The organism is Staphylococcus sp. GDB20D11A, assembly GCF_016893255.1.
Taxonomy (GTDB): domain Bacteria; phylum Bacillota; class Bacilli; order Staphylococcales; family Staphylococcaceae; genus Staphylococcus; species Staphylococcus aureus.
Genome location: NZ_JAFEPJ010000044.1, coordinates 1 through 14,884, shown reverse-complemented (window position 1 = coordinate 14,884; position 14,884 = coordinate 1). Strand labels below are relative to the sequence as shown.

The 14,884-nt window shown below is 29.5% G+C and carries 16 protein-coding genes; 7 read left to right on the top strand and 9 right to left on the bottom strand.

Going from position 1 to position 14,884, the window contains the following annotated elements; genetic code table 11:
- Positions 1–495: 495 nt before the first annotated feature.
- Positions 496–927 (bottom strand): YolD-like family protein, encoded by a 432-nt coding sequence (locus tag JV528_RS14385; protein WP_239477194.1) that lies wholly within the window; start codon positions 925–927, stop codon positions 496–498.
- 60 nt (positions 928–987) lie between these two features.
- Between JV528_RS14385 and JV528_RS14380 the strand changes: the two genes are divergently transcribed.
- Positions 988–1,791 carry a CPBP family intramembrane glutamic endopeptidase gene (locus JV528_RS14380; RefSeq protein ID WP_204254873.1) on the top strand — a complete coding sequence of 268 codons (804 nt, stop codon included), beginning with the start codon at positions 988–990 and terminating at the stop codon, positions 1,789–1,791.
- An 80-nt stretch (positions 1,792–1,871) separates the two neighbouring features.
- Here the strand turns inward: JV528_RS14380 and JV528_RS14375 are convergent, their stop codons facing one another.
- Positions 1,872–2,861 carry a hypothetical protein gene (locus JV528_RS14375; protein WP_204254872.1) on the bottom strand — a complete coding sequence of 330 codons (990 nt, stop codon included), beginning with the start codon at positions 2,859–2,861 and terminating at the stop codon, positions 1,872–1,874.
- Positions 2,854–3,579, bottom strand: a complete 726-nt coding sequence (locus tag JV528_RS14370) for a hypothetical protein (RefSeq protein WP_204254871.1) — start codon at positions 3,577–3,579, stop codon at positions 2,854–2,856. The genes JV528_RS14375 and JV528_RS14370 overlap by 8 nt, the downstream gene beginning before the upstream one ends.
- A 154-nt stretch (positions 3,580–3,733) precedes the next feature.
- Here JV528_RS14370 and JV528_RS14365 point away from each other — a divergent pair, with 154 nt between their 5' ends.
- The 3 genes from JV528_RS14365 to JV528_RS14355 all read left to right on the top strand — a co-directional run bounded on the left by JV528_RS14365 (position 3,734) and on the right by JV528_RS14355 (position 6,289).
- The gene (locus JV528_RS14365; protein WP_239475526.1) at positions 3,734–4,633 is read left to right on the top strand and encodes a hypothetical protein; all 900 of its coding nucleotides are present in this window, start codon (positions 3,734–3,736) and stop codon (positions 4,631–4,633) included.
- A 452-nt stretch (positions 4,634–5,085) separates the two neighbouring features.
- Positions 5,086–5,475 (top strand): hypothetical protein, encoded by a 390-nt coding sequence (locus tag JV528_RS14360; RefSeq protein ID WP_204254870.1) that lies wholly within the window; start codon positions 5,086–5,088, stop codon positions 5,473–5,475.
- Positions 5,476–5,707: 232 nt separating this feature from the next.
- Complete coding sequence (locus JV528_RS14355) at positions 5,708–6,289, top strand: hypothetical protein (RefSeq protein WP_204254869.1); 582 nt, start codon at positions 5,708–5,710, stop codon at positions 6,287–6,289.
- A 173-nt stretch (positions 6,290–6,462) separates the two neighbouring features.
- Here JV528_RS14355 and JV528_RS14350 read toward each other — a convergent pair whose 3' ends face one another.
- Positions 6,463–6,873 (bottom strand): hypothetical protein, encoded by a 411-nt coding sequence (locus JV528_RS14350; RefSeq protein WP_204254868.1) that lies wholly within the window; start codon positions 6,871–6,873, stop codon positions 6,463–6,465.
- A gap of 483 nt (positions 6,874–7,356) precedes the next feature.
- The gene (locus JV528_RS14345) at positions 7,357–7,449 is read right to left on the bottom strand and encodes a type I toxin-antitoxin system Fst family toxin (protein WP_204254867.1); all 93 of its coding nucleotides are present in this window, start codon (positions 7,447–7,449) and stop codon (positions 7,357–7,359) included.
- A 379-nt stretch (positions 7,450–7,828) separates the two neighbouring features.
- On the opposite strand from JV528_RS14345, the gene JV528_RS14340 reads away from it, so the two are divergent.
- The 3 genes from JV528_RS14340 (at position 7,829) to JV528_RS14330 (ending at position 9,526) form a co-directional block, all read left to right on the top strand.
- Entirely contained in the window at positions 7,829–8,395 is a 567-nt protein-coding gene (locus JV528_RS14340; protein ID WP_204254866.1) for a recombinase family protein, read from the top strand.
- Between the two features lie 97 nt (positions 8,396–8,492).
- A complete protein-coding gene (locus JV528_RS14335; RefSeq protein WP_057488488.1) occupies positions 8,493–8,597 on the top strand; it encodes a hypothetical protein in 105 nt (34 codons plus the stop codon).
- 725 nt (positions 8,598–9,322) lie between these two features.
- A complete protein-coding gene (locus JV528_RS14330) occupies positions 9,323–9,526 on the top strand; it encodes a hypothetical protein (protein ID WP_204254865.1) in 204 nt (67 codons plus the stop codon).
- Between the two features lie 61 nt (positions 9,527–9,587).
- Here the strand turns inward: JV528_RS14330 and JV528_RS14325 are convergent, their stop codons facing one another.
- The 4 genes from JV528_RS14325 to JV528_RS14310 are packed head-to-tail and all read right to left on the bottom strand — an operon-like array spanning position 9,588 to position 14,775.
- Entirely contained in the window at positions 9,588–10,193 is a 606-nt protein-coding gene (locus tag JV528_RS14325) for a restriction endonuclease (protein WP_204254864.1), read from the bottom strand.
- Positions 10,194–10,195: 2 nt separating this feature from the next.
- Entirely contained in the window at positions 10,196–11,212 is a 1,017-nt protein-coding gene (locus JV528_RS14320) for a DUF3991 and TOPRIM domain-containing protein (protein ID WP_204254863.1), read from the bottom strand.
- A gap of 54 nt (positions 11,213–11,266) precedes the next feature.
- Positions 11,267–12,616, bottom strand: coding sequence for a hypothetical protein (locus JV528_RS14315; protein WP_204254862.1), 1,350 nt, complete (start codon positions 12,614–12,616; stop codon positions 11,267–11,269).
- A gap of 41 nt (positions 12,617–12,657) precedes the next feature.
- Positions 12,658–14,775, bottom strand: a complete 2,118-nt coding sequence (locus tag JV528_RS14310; protein ID WP_204254861.1) for a type IA DNA topoisomerase — start codon at positions 14,773–14,775, stop codon at positions 12,658–12,660.
- Positions 14,776–14,884: the final 109 nt, after the last annotated feature.

Below are 14,884 nucleotides of genomic sequence, written 5' to 3'. Positions count from 1 at the left end.
TTATAGTAATAAAAAGTTACCGGAAAACGTCATAAAATTCGACTCTATAATAAAGGGAAAAAATGATAAGGTGGAATGTCGGTGCGGAGACAAGGCTAAATATCGAATAAACGAAAGATATGAGCTAGTAACATGTGAAATATGTGGAAAGAATGTAGATCCATTTACAGCATTATTAGTGATTGTGAAAAGACTAAAGAATTTTTATCATAATAAATAGATTTAAAAGGGTGTAGTAAGCAATTATATTAGATTAGGTATGTGTGTTTATATATGCTATACGCTTACTTTAGGTGGTTTAATTATTGATATAGCAGAAACTGATAGGGAGCGTGTATTATTAGGTAATATTATTGCAATATTCAAAACATATTCTGTTTTACTTATAATAGCACCAATAACACAAATTTTAATTTATAACCTTGCCTTAGATTTTAAATTTCAAAAATCAAGTTCACTAAATAAAAACCAATGATAAAAAGTCATTGGTTTTTATTATTCCATACTAACAATATAGTTTAAGGATATTTTTATTTTAGTTCCTCTATGTTTACTAGTAACTACCATTACACGTTCTAACAAGTCAACTTTGTTTATATAGCATTGGATTGAATGTATATAGCCGTTATCCCAATAACATAATTCAGTAAGAATGTTGTTACTACTGTTATAGTAAACTGTTTCGTTAATTATCTGTAATTGATCGTCAGATAACAAAGGCATATCAACTTTGTTTTGTGCTTCTATATACTCATCTAGTAACTTATATTGGTCAGAGACCGTCTTAAATGGAGACCATTTAACTTTATCTCTTCCCTTAGGGATATTACTATTAAGTAATTCTATAGGGATTTTTCTATAGTCAGTTTCGTATTTATATCGCTCGGGTAGTTCAGGATTAACCGCATTCATTTTAATACACCTCAACGAAATTATAGAACGTATGTTCTGTTTTGTAAAGTGTATTCAAGAAAGGATTTGATATATATGAAAGATTCTATAACTTGGTATAAGTCTCTATGTTTAGGGTTTTATGATGGATTGAAAAATATTCCCCCTCTAGTATTGATTTACCTTATAGTATACATTCATGATTCTCTTTATTTCAATCCAAGCATCAATGTTATTAGGTGGGTATTTGGAGTTATCGTATCAACTTTGATATTCTTTTTAATTTTTAAATTCAATTTTTTCGCTAAAAGTTGGAAACTAACATTTACTAACAAATCATTCCTCATAGTTATTGGATCATTACTACTTATTAATTTAATAAATTACTTTCAAAATGTATTTGATTTATATAAAGAATCGAAAAATCAAAAAATTTTAGAAGAAACACTTCAACACAATCAAGAATATTTACATTTCTATTTTGTTGATATGGTTATTGTAGCTCCAATATATGAAGAGATTATATTTCGAGGAATTATTTATTTTTACTTTATAAAAGCAATCGAGAAGCTATTTTCTCAGAAATCATGGAAAACAAATGTTAAATATAGCGTCATTATGTGCAATGGAATGTTTATAATTACATCTAGTTTGTTATTTGCATATTTGCACGCATGGGATACATATATAGAGGCAATCCCTTATTTAAGCATGGGTATTATATTAAGTGTTGTAGTTGTTATATGGAAAAATATAATCAACTCTATATTGATACATATGATAAATAATTTCTTTGCTTTTATGCATATAGAAACAAACGAAATATTTTCCTTGTTGATTGCGTTAATTGTAGTAGCTATTATTATGTGTTTATTGGAGTTGAAAAAAGGAATTAGCTGAGTGCTTAATCAGATTTCTGACATCAAAAAAATTAGGACACAATAAAGGACGAGAATTTCTCGTCCTTTATTAGTTATTTATTAACTTATTAATAAACCAACAATAGTTGTTGCTATAAAGATACATTGACATATGAATATAATTTTATCGTTAGCACTTGCTTTAATCTTTATATCAGATATATTAAGTGATTTTTGGTGTATTGATTTCAAAATTATATACTTCATTATTATTGCAAGGATAATGATAATACCGATTACTAAAACTATTACCCGTTCTCTATTAGTAGGCGTTGTGTTTGTAATTAATTGGATTATAGGTATGAATGATTGGAATATAGCCATTATAAGGATAGAAATATATACATATTTAGAAACTTTAGCATGCTTTTGTAAAGCTGTTTTAAGCTTGTCATTGTATTCAATATTTTCAGAACTACATTGTATATTGTAACTTTGTTGGTTAGGAAAAACAGAAAGTATATTCTCCCAAGTTGTGTTTTTTTTAATTAATTTTATGCTTAATATCTTTTGTGCTTCTTCGTGCATACCAGCATTTGATAGAACAGCAGATAACTGTAAACGTTCTTCATCAGAAGGCGGTACTTTCTCAGCATACATTATAAGAAGTTTGTAATTGTTAATAACAGCTTCAAAGTCTTTCTTATACAAAGCATGCCTCAAATTATTAGGTAGATTGTCTTTTTTTAAGGTGATGTATGCAAGCAATATTTTAATAAATTTAATTGAAGTTAAAAATATAAATATAATTAAAAGTGTTACCAGTATTGATGAGGCTAAAAAGGTAGCAATAATCAAACTATCATCGCCTAACTTTTTAAGTGAAATATGCGAGTTACTTAAAGCACTATAGAACTGTGACAAAAGCCCAATACCAGATACTAAAACCAAAGCAGTTAAAATGCCTGTTTTTATCAATTTGTTTAACGAAATGTATCTAGTATCACGTTTAAAGAATCTACCAGTAAAGACTACTATCAATCCCCACGACATTGTAAATATCGCTAAAAAAGTAAGAACCAAAGAGTTAAAAAGATTTATATCATTCATTCTCATCACCCTTTCTATCGTTGCTAAAAATAGAAATGCTTATAAATTTCAATTCATAATTATAACCACCGTTATTACCTCGTACATATATTCCGGTTTGAGACTCCCCAAATTCGTTTAAATTAGATGTTATTAACATCACTTTATTACCAAGATGAATATGTCTTTTTAAATCGATTTCTAGATTATTATAAGAAAAATCAATTTGATAGTCTGTTATATTATTGAGCAGGGGTTTATCTTCCGCAAAATCACTAAGGATTCTTAAATTATAGGCGAATGTATTCCGTTTAATTTGTATTGGAATTAGCGCGTCTGCTTTTATATTAGAAATAAGTTTGGTGCTTTTTTTATCTCTTGACATTGTGAGGCGTTTTTCTAATTTGATCTCACCAATATATAGTGGTTTAGTTACATCGTTGATATTATCAATAGTTTCTTTTAATTTTGAAATAAAAATCTGAACATCTTTTGGAAGTTTTACATTTAAAATGTCTTTTTCAATCGTTTTAGCTATTTCTAGGTAATCTTTTCTTTCTAAATAATAATTATACAGTTTGTTTACAGTTTCAAAAGTCGCTTTAGAAATGTCCGCGGTTTTTCTTCTTAAATTAGAGATAGTCACTTTACTTATTCCAGTGTCATTAGCAATTTGATTTGTTTGAATATCGCTTTGTAATAGAATGTTAATCTTACTTATCATATCGTTGTTTTTCATTATAAGCACCTCCTGTAATACATATTATAACACTAATGTTAATTAAGTTTAACCCTCTTTTTTAAAATTAGTTAATTACAATTAACTAATTTATTGATAGTTCCTTTATTTATGTGTATAATATGTAAAAAAGGAACTTTAAGGAGTGAATCTAATGTCTCAAACGAATTTAAATGAAGTTATAAATAATGTAGAAACGTTATTAAGAAGCTCTATTGCATTAAAAGAAATAAGCGAATCCACAGGCATATCAGAAAGTGTGTTAAAAAAATTGAGCTCAGGTGAGCGAGAAGTAACAAATGCAAAATTTGAAGTTATAAATCAGTTGTATCAATTTTATCTGGAAAATAAGAGTAAGATATTTAAAGATAAGTCATATATGGATGAACTATCTAGAGTCAATTTACCTAAGAATATAAGAAACTTCATAAAAGATTTAAGCAATGCAATAGACCAAGTAAATAATAATGAACAAGAAATGTTATATGAGGTTAAAACTATTTATATTAAAGATAAGCAGGGGCATATAGAAGAAAAAGGAAAATGTATTGCCGTAGATGAACACATTGCCTTAAATTTAGACGTTAACACGGGTCTTGCAAAAGAACCATACGATTTAAAAATCAATACTGAAATAGCAGACGCTGTAGATGAATTGAAGCAAGTTAAAATAATTTTTGATGAAATAGGTCTTGAAAACGCATTAAAGCAAATTAAGTATGACGGGGGTAAGATTAAACTTTCAAAAGAAAAGCGTCATATAATGGTGTACCCAAAAGGGACGTCTTTATATGAATATAATAGATTTGATTATATAGGTTCGTTCGAGCGTATGTTCTTTTCTTTAGAGTATAATCAAGAAAAGAATTATAGAATTTTTAATGAAGATGTCTCCTTTAATGTGTTTATACAACAAATAATAGACTATTTAGGAAATTATCCTGCAGATCCCAAAGGAGAACGTTTAGCGGTTATAAGACAAATTATTATTGAAAATGGTTATAAAGACACGGAAGATTTCTTAAACCGATATATTTTCGGAGAACAGTTCTAAAAAACAAAGTAATTTGAAGATAAACAAGAGAAAGGTGGCAATAATTTATGGATTTATTAAATTTTTTAGTTCTAATTATTTACATAATAATATTGCTTGTAGCAGTTTCTTATTCAATTAGTTATATACTATTCATTTACACTTCGTTATTGAGCGGTAATGGATTTAAAAACACTTTTAAAGTTAGTTTTATTGCTCCTTTTATCGACAACACCACACGTACATTTTTTATATTAATAATATTATCATTGTTATTACTATTAATGTTGGGACTAGTTAGTATTTATATTTAAAAATTTCTTAGACCTTTAGTAATTGATATCATGGTATATAGTCTTTTAACTTTTATATTAGCCTTAGAGTTATTTATATTCATTTCAAAAACAAACGTAAGTGAGTGCGGTAGAGAGTATTAATTGAAACAAATTAAGAACGACGGGAGTTGATTTGTAATGAGTGATAAATTTTCATATATACCTAACAAAGAAGTTCTAACGAATTGGTTCGTTAAGGAATATATAGAATGTATAGTACATGATATAAAACATAATAGCGAGATCATTGAAATAATGAATAAATTGGATGAACACGCTAAAGACAGTACTATAGAATACATGGCTATTGAATTGTTTTATAACAATAATTCGTCTGCATATATAACAAAACATGGAGGTGGAGAAGTGTATGAATTAAAACAGATAATAGCTGAAAGGATTGGGATTGGAATTGGTGTTGATGAAATTTATACAGGTAATCCAAATATAGCAATTGCAATGATGGATCAAAAGGAATTCATACAAATGCTTAGCATGGTTAATGATGATTTTATGGAATATTCTTAGCATTTAAAAATATTAATTCATAATTCTACGTTCATACAAATAAAACTATTTGGCAACAAAGATTATTCTTCTATAGAATTTTTAGACAATAGTTTTGATACTATCTCTTCGCATGATATGCCGACAAATTTTATAAAGCACTTGATTAATATTTATAGTTCGAAAGAGTATAGAAACGTTTAAATTGAACATAAATTGAGTACATTATTAATTCGTAAAAGAAGTGGTAAAAATGAAAGATATAGAAAATGTATTTGAAGTAAGTTGTTTTTCATTCTGCAATCGAAAAACAACAGATTTTTATTATTCATCCATGATAGACAATGATGTAACTTATTATTATCTTAAAGACATAGAAAAAGAGCCTAATTATATATCTTGCTTTAGTCTTCAGAAACGGTCGGTATCATCATCTAAATTCGATCATATAAAACCGATTGAAAAGTATCATATATCGGAAATAAGTATCGTAGACCACTTTAATCAAGGGCTCATGACTATCATGATTTGTGACATTTTATTAACTATATTTAATAGGGAATTTGGGTACAGGTATAATGTGGTTATTTCTCTAGGAGACCTCTCTTACGTTCCAGACTCCAGAACAAGTGTGAATCCATATAAAAGTGTTTTTCCAAATTATCTAGGGAAGTTTATTGAATGCAATGATGATAGAGTTGAAAAGCACAAAGATAGTGCGATTTTTCAATATTTTTTCTCCATAGATACAAGAGAGGATGATATTAATTATTATGAAAAACTTAAAAAAGAAAAATTGAATAAATTCAAAACATATTTAATAAATAGAGATTAGTTAATGCAAACTGTTCTTGACGCATAATAAAAAGGGCGAGAAATTCTCGCCTTTTTTTAGTTACATATTAACTTATTAATAAACCAGCAATAGTTGTTACTGCAAGTATACATTGAGCTGTAAATATCGCTTTATCGGTAGTGCTTGCTTTAATTTTTACATTAGCGTTGCTCTTAAGCCAAACTATTCCAAATATATCTTTTTAATTCATTGGTGCTAATACTTCTACCTGTTAGAATTAATATATTAAATGAATCTTTCTCAAGTCGAAAATCGTTGTTTATTACACGCATGCGGCAATCGTGGATTAATCCTACTAAATCTTCGTAAACTTCCATTTTATTTTTGCTATCTGAACTGCCATATTTTTTTAATTCATAATCTAGACTATTCTTGAGATTAATCAAATTACCTACGTACATAGAAAAAGCTGCAGCATTTAAGTCTTTTTCTTTATAAAGAGAAATTTCCAACTGATTGCACAGATCTACGACACTGTTTTTTATTTGTGCAGCTAAAAGGTCTAATGCTGCATAATCAGATTTATTCAACGCTATTCTATTTGATACGTTACTGTTTGACATTTAAAATGCCTCCTTTGTATTATTCGTTTTCTTAGATACTACAAAACACAATTAGATATATCTATTTATATTATAATAGTACACACTTAGGAAGTATACACGTATGATATACGAGTTCTTCATCTTTTATGATGCGAGATAACAGATGAAGAACCTAAATAATTGATAAGCAAAGTATTTTAAACTTTCGTTAATATAACTTGAAAAACAAAGTGTTCATGATATACTAAGAAACAGTTAATGTTTGTTTTTATTAGTAATAATTCGGATTTGTGTTTTCCGTTGAAGAGAGACGTATATGATTACGTCTCTCTTTTTTAGGTATTGATGTTTCTCCCTAAAACCTTGCTTATTTTACAAAAAGTAAAAATGGCAGTATAATTAAGATAACGAAAATGATTAACAATTAATGCATCAATCCCCACACTATTGTGAGTAGCGTGGGGATTTTTTCGATGCTGACTTATGAAGTCGCCCAATTAATTATTTGTTGCGTTTACTAAGCCAATAAGTATAATACGCAACAACACAGCCACTGATGACTGGTGCTATGATGTGAACGAAAATGATTAGCAAAATAATGCACCTCCTCTCTGCGTCTGAATTGACGCCTGAGAGATAGGCGACTCTATCATTATACCATCGGTAAATATACAAACATAGTCTCTTATTTCTAATAAGTTATATAATTTTATTGGTAAGCCAAAATGTAGTTCACATGCCTATAAACGACCGTTTTTGAGACGGATGTTATATTAATACGCTAAAAAAACATATCCTCGAATATTCGAGGATATTTCTTTTGCGCTCAAATCTATAAACTTGTGTTATAATCAATGTGTTCTATTTAACAAACATCATGGATATTGAGACGAAATTAAAGACGTTTATTTGCATCGAGTAAATAGTTTAGTGGGTGAGTACCTATAAAATGATGAAATGAGGTTATATTTGAATGGCTAAAATTGGTTATGCACGTGTATCAACAAAAGATCAAAGTCTTGATGGACAAATTGATACACTTAAAGGTTTTGGTTGTGAGCGTATCTTTAGTGAAAAAATAAGTGGGAGAAAAGTCAAACGTACAGAACTTGATAAGTGTTTAGATTATTTACGAGAAGGCGATATATTGGTTGTCTGTAAACTTGATCGACTAGGTAGAACGACCAAACAACTTATAGAGTTATCACAATGGTTTGATGATAATGGTATTGATCTACAAATTATAGATATGAATATTTCTACGAAAGATGCTATGGGTAAAATGTTCTTTACTATGATGAGTGCATTTGCAGAACTTGAAGCTAATTTATTAAGCGAGCGTACAAAAAAAGGCTTAGCAGCAGCAAGAGCCAGAGGACGAAAAGGCGGGAGACCTTCTCTACCAGACCATAAGAAGAGAGAAATTAAATTTTTATATGATGAACAAAAACTAACAGGCGAAGAAATAGCAGATAAGACAGGTGTAAGTCGCGCAACCGTTTATCGTGTTGTTAATGAGATGAGAAAACTTGAACGATGAGTGACTATCTGAAAAAGTACATGTTATAATGTTTATTGAGCAAGTTGGATAGATGGTGGCTAATCTCTTAATAAAGGGATGATGCCTATGGTTATAGTTGTTACTCCTAGAAAGGACTAGCATGTCTGATTTTGAAATGCTGATGGTTGTATTAACAATCATTGGTTTAGTACTAATCAGTAATCAAGACCATAAAAAATAACCACCCAACTTTAGCCAAGTAGTGTAGTGGTTATTTGAAAACATAAACGGCTACCGTCTTTTTAACGGGCTCATTAGGGCGACATGTTTCCGCATGTTGCCTTTTTTGTGTTTCAAGAATTAAGGATTTTCACCTTTTATTATTACTTACTACAAATACATTTTAACATGTTTTACTTATATATTGTAGTTTTAAATATAAGTAAAATGAAAAACAACTATCAAGACAGCTTGGGAATAACTGTGATAGTTGTTTTATTATTGTTAGGAGTTTTTAGGGTGACTATGTTTAACCTAGCAACCACTATGCGATAACCATTTATATAATGACGATAAATAATAAGTACTTTATGAGGGATTATATGTTAACTGTGTAGAAGTTAAAAATTCTACATACAAATAATAACATAATTTTATTTATGTGGGAAATTGACATACTTATTATAAAAATCAACATTAATATCATACTGACATGCCATTTTGACTTAATTCTTTAGAATTTATTTTTTGTGTTGATACACCACTCGCACAATCTCAGATTGTGCTTTTAACAAGTCTACGTGACATTTCAAGGGACAAAAAACTTTTTATTTGTGGCCGTTCGGCCAGACTAAAAACTTTTGTTGCTAAAACCCTTGAAATATCAACGGAACGACTTGTTACAGTGGCTTCGCAACACCTCAAAATAAATAATTTCTAAAAGAAAAATTCTAAGGAGTGGTTAAAGTGAATTATGAAGAAATCAGAACAGTTTTAACTAGTAATGATACTTATGAGGTAGTAAAGGCAATAATAAGTTTTGAATTAGGTATTGTAGATGAAGAAATTTTAGATGATATTACAGAATTTTATTTTAATGATAAATATATGCCTAATATTTTAGACCATGAAATTTGTGATTTTGCAAACAAACATAAATATTCTATTTAAAATAATAAAGCTCCTATGCAAATTACTGTTTAGGAGCTTTATTAAACTATTATGTTACAGGTTATATATTTCTAGTGTATTTACAATTCGGATAGTTAGCGCAGCCCAAAAACTGTCCGTTCTTACTTTCTCTAACTACTAATTCATGACTGCATCTTGGACATTTTTTATTATTAGAAAAATCAGGATTTATTGATACTATCCATTTAGATAAGCTTGTTCTATCTTTCATAACAACATCGCACGCCTTACCCAACTCGACTGCACTTTTAGTATAAAAACTATTAGTCACAAGCCATGCTTCATCGGCATTGTAAAAGCGCTGTGCGGTGTATATTTCTTGAACAGCTTTAATACCTATCTTACTATTACTCCGTTTTGCTTGCACAACTATCTTTTTATTTTCATTTTTTAATATCAAGTCTGCGCCGTAGTCCCTTGAAGCTTTCGTTACAATTGGTTTATATTTTAATTTTGTAAACAATGCTTCAAGGTAATATTCAAACTCTATTCCGTCCATTCTATCTATATCAATTATATGCGCTTTTCTATACAATGATTGAATTTTTTTCTTTTTAATAAACCTATAAATAACGGGCATTAGTTTATATGCGATAACCAACATAAATATTAGTAGTAAAATGTTGTAAATGTTTATTTCGTTCATGCTTACATCTCCCTATCGTCATTTTCGTTATGAAATTGTTTTGTTAATTGTTCTTTCATTTCGTTTTTTTGATACAACATTTTGCCGTCAGTTATCGCTTTGTCCTTTTTTAATTGGTCGTTCCAATCTTTAGAGTTTAAAGGTAAATCTATTATAAAATCATTTTCGTAGGTATTAACGATGCTACTTACGAAATTTTTTCCTGCCTCATCGTTATCAACGGCTAAAACTATATTTTCTAGTGGGTATTCTTTTGGTGATTCTCCCAGTTTCAAGTTATATTTGCCAACATCTAAAATGTGCTGTTTAAAAGTTTCTACTTTAAGACCTGACAGTGAGGCTATTCTAGTTTGTTTTAAATCCCTATGTGAATCATAATAACTGAGGGCATCTATCGGGCTTTCCGTTATAACAACATTACGAATACCTTTATTTTTGTCTTGAATGATATCAATGTGAAATCCGCTATGTTGCTTTGATCCTTCTACAATTTGTTTAAAGGCCTTTCTCCCTGTACCGCGTTTATCTACGCCGACAATATTATTTTCATTATCTAACCATTTAAAACAAACATTGTTTTGTTTGTCTTGAGCTATAACGCCTGTATTGAATCCCCACCTAACAAGTCTAGGGTCTAAGCATCTTTCATTTACTAAGTAATTATAAGCCCTTGTATTATCTTTCATTTCATTTTGTGTATTATAATTTAAAAGCTTTTTTTCTTTTATAGAAAAATTGTCTTTTGTATATTGAGAAAAACTATCTTGCGTTAAAACAGACATTGCTTCTTTAAAATCCATGTCCAAAACATCTATACAAAAAGACAATCCTCCATGTCCTTTTACGCCTTTAGAGTTCCAATAATAACTTTGTCCTTTTAGAATCAATGAGTCATGTTCTATGCACCTATCATATTTGCCTTCTTTTTTAAAAGTTAGTCCATAAGCTTCTCCTATTTCTCTAATGTCTGTTTTTCTTGCTTGTTCTTTTTCTTCGTTTGTATAGGATTGTTTATTCATATTAAAAACCTCCAAAAAAGAACAGCCCTTGATTAAGAGCTGTTCTAAATATTTTTATCTTTCATAATTTGCTTGTTCGGCAAGTTCTATATATTCTTTTGGAAGAGAGTTTTGATTGTTTGATATAACATTTTGGTTGGATTTCACTACAGAATCTTCTTTGTTTTCAGAATATTTAACTTCTCCTGTTTTTGTATTATACGTAAATTCAAAAATATCTGTATTCTTTTGTATTTTCTCCTTATCTTTATCATTTAAAGTTAACGCGTATAAACTTTCATCAACTTCTACAATGATTTCTCCTTCCTCTATTCCAACGAAATTTGCTTTTGCTAAGTCAGATCCTTCTTTTTCTGGATTTACAGCAAAAGTGTTTTGATTATTTAATGTTTGAAATAACTCTGACTCCTGTATTTTTCCTGCTTCGTATATCTCTTTTTCCTGTTCTAATTCTATAGCTTTACTTTCTTTTATGGCTTGTTCGGATTCTTTAGTAAGTGAATGATGAACGCCTTTTAACCCCTTATCAAAGTTTTTCAAGTTATTCTCTGTAAAATTCAAAGATGTATTCCTGTTATTTTCTAAATGATTAAGCCTGCTTTCATTTAAATCTTTTGAATTTATGTTTTCTTCTATTTTTTGTATACCTTGTAGCGTAAATTGTTCTAATTGTAATTTATTACAATCGCTATCATTAGAGTAAGGATTGCTGAAATGAATTGTCTCATTCGCGTCTTTAAGATAATTGTATAGTTCTAACAGTTGCGTTTGGTTATCTTGATTACTCCAATCTATGTGTTTACTAAAATTATTGAAGTTATATTTATTTTCTGTTTCCGAATTGTCTTCTAGCGCTAATGTTTGTTCTATAATTTCTAATCGGGTTACTTGTTTATAGTTCCTTAACTCTTTAATACTTTCAGCGTGGTTTATTGTGTTATAGCTATCTTTCATCATATCTTGTAAGTCACTAAACTTTTCACTTAATAACGTTTTGTTATTTAGCTCTCTATGCTTTAAATTTTGTTGCTCCTCTTTAAAAAGAGTTTTTATTTTTGAAAATGCATCTACCACGTTATCTTTACTTTTGCCTAACAGTTCTTTAATGTTTTCGCTGATAGTTTTAGGATTTATGGAATAATCAGAAAGAAAGTCCTTGATTCCATGTATATTATTATTGATGGTTTCTCTTGTAAATTTTTCATGTAAGTGCGCTTTAATGCCTGTAATAGATTGTTGTAATTCAGTAAAGTAACCACTTAGTCCTAAGTTTTTACGCGATTTTGAACCCATACGTTTTAAAAGTTCTTTATCAACTTGTTTTGCAATCAGCTCGTGCAACGCTTCTTTGTCTATATCTATTTTATATTTTTCCTTCAAAATGTCTTTGATAGGTGTTTCCATATTATTCGCCTCAATTCTAGATATTATTTATATTGATCGTATTAATCAAAACTAATGGCGTATCTCTTCGTTCCTGTTTTTTTATCTTCTGTCAAAATTAAATATGCTTCATACGTTTTTCCAGCTTTGTTTTTTAATTTCAATTTTTTTGAGGTTTTACCATTAAAAATCAAATCTTGAATTTGTTTGTCAGACAACTTTTTCTGATAAAATTTTTTGAAGAATACTTGTTCACATTTGTTACAACTAATAATTTTATTTTTATCTATGAGTTGGCCATCTGTACAGTTAGGACATTGACCAAATTCATTATCTTTTACAACGATATTACTTTGGTTGATTATCGACTTGTCTTCACATTTCTCTTGGTATGATTTAATTTCTTTATCTATGAATTTCATTGTTATATCAATGAAATGATCAGTATTTGCTTGTCCTTGTCCGATGAGCTTTAAGCGTTTTTCCCACTCTGCTGTCATTGTAGCGCTAGCAAGCAAACTTCCTTTTACTGCTTTACAAAGTAAAATCCCTTTTTCTGTAATGTGCACTTGGTTTTTTTCAATTTTGATATAGTTTTTATTTTTTAAGCTCTGTATGATGCCATCTCTAGTTGCTTCTGTACCAATACCTTGTATTTCTTTTAATATCTCAGCTTCTTTATCATCTAAATACTTCCCGCAACTTTTCATCAGTGTTATAAGCTGCCCTTCTGTATAAAGCTTTGGAGATTGAGTAACCCCCTTTTTTGAATAAATATTAGCCTGTACACATTCGTTTTTTATGAGTTGCGGCAATTGTTGTTCTGGAGATTTTTCTTTTGTTTTATGATTAAATAGATTTTTCCAGCCTTTTTGTATTTCAGTATGACCGGTTGTGTAAAAAATAAGTTGGTTTACATCTGTTTCAATCTTTGTTTCGTCATAAATATAGTCATCCGCAAACATACTTAATGTAGTACTTACTACTTCATCAAGCACACATTTTTCATCTTGATTTAATTTCTCAATGCTTTGTGGTGTAGGTATTTGAGAGGTCGGTATAATTGCATAGTGTTCTTTTACTTTTTCGTTATTTACATATCGAGCTCTTGGCTTATCATACACAATTGAAAAATGTTTGTTATATACATTCATTAGTGATTGCAAGTTTTCCTTCAAATAAAGATATTCTTCACTCGTGATGTAGTTACAATCCGTTCTTGGATAAGAAAGTATTTTTTTCTCATACAAACTTTGAACAATATTCTTAGTTTTTTCAGGACTATATTTATACTGTTTATTGATTTTAGATTGTAATGTTGATAAAGAGTGTAGTTTAGGTGATGATGTGCGCTTTTCTTGAGTCTCTAGTTTAGTAATTATGCCTTCTTTAGCATCTTTCAAATTATGCTTTTCTCCCAAGTTGATAATATCTTGTTTGTCAGTTGTTTTTATTTTGGCTTTTCCTTTATAGCAACCATGTTTAGATTCGAACTCCCCAAATATTTCATAAAATGTTTCAGGTTTGAAATTTTCGATTGCTAAGTAACGTTCGTAAATCATATATAACGTTGGCGTTTGAACACGCCCGATTGAGAAAACATCTTGAACACCTTGCGCTTGAAATATTTTTGAATATACAGGGCTTAAATTCATACCAATTAAATAATCACTTGTTTGTCTTGCGTAAGCTTCTTGATAATTTTGATAATCTTGATGGTTGTTTTGTAGTTGTTGAAACCCCTTTTTTATTTCGTTTTCTACAAGAGAGTTTATCCATAGTCTTTTTATAGTTTTGTTTTTAGCTCCGGTCAATTTTAATGTTGAGTAAAAGATGTTACTTCCTTCCCTATCAATATCTGTCGCATTAATCAAAACGTCAGCGTCTTTAAATAAGGATTTAACAATGTTAAATTGTTTGCTTTTCCCCTCGGATACTTTGTATTCAAATGGACTTGGACGATAGGGTAGGTTCTTTAAATCCCAATTATTGATAGGGTTTGAGTAATCTTTCGGCAACTTTAATCCCACTAGATGTCCAAAGCCCCATGTGATTATGACCCTCCCGTCAAACATAGGATTTACGCCTTCGATATAACCGTCTTTTTTGTGTGATATCCCTAAAGCATTGGCATAATCTCTTGCTTGCGAGGGTTTCTCAGCAAAAATAACTGTTTTCATATTGATGCTTCACCTCTTATGTTTTATCTTTCTAATTCGTTATCTTGTTCTTCTACAATTTGTTTTTTTAGATGTCTTGGCGTCTGTTCTAAGCCGTCATTGCTCATTT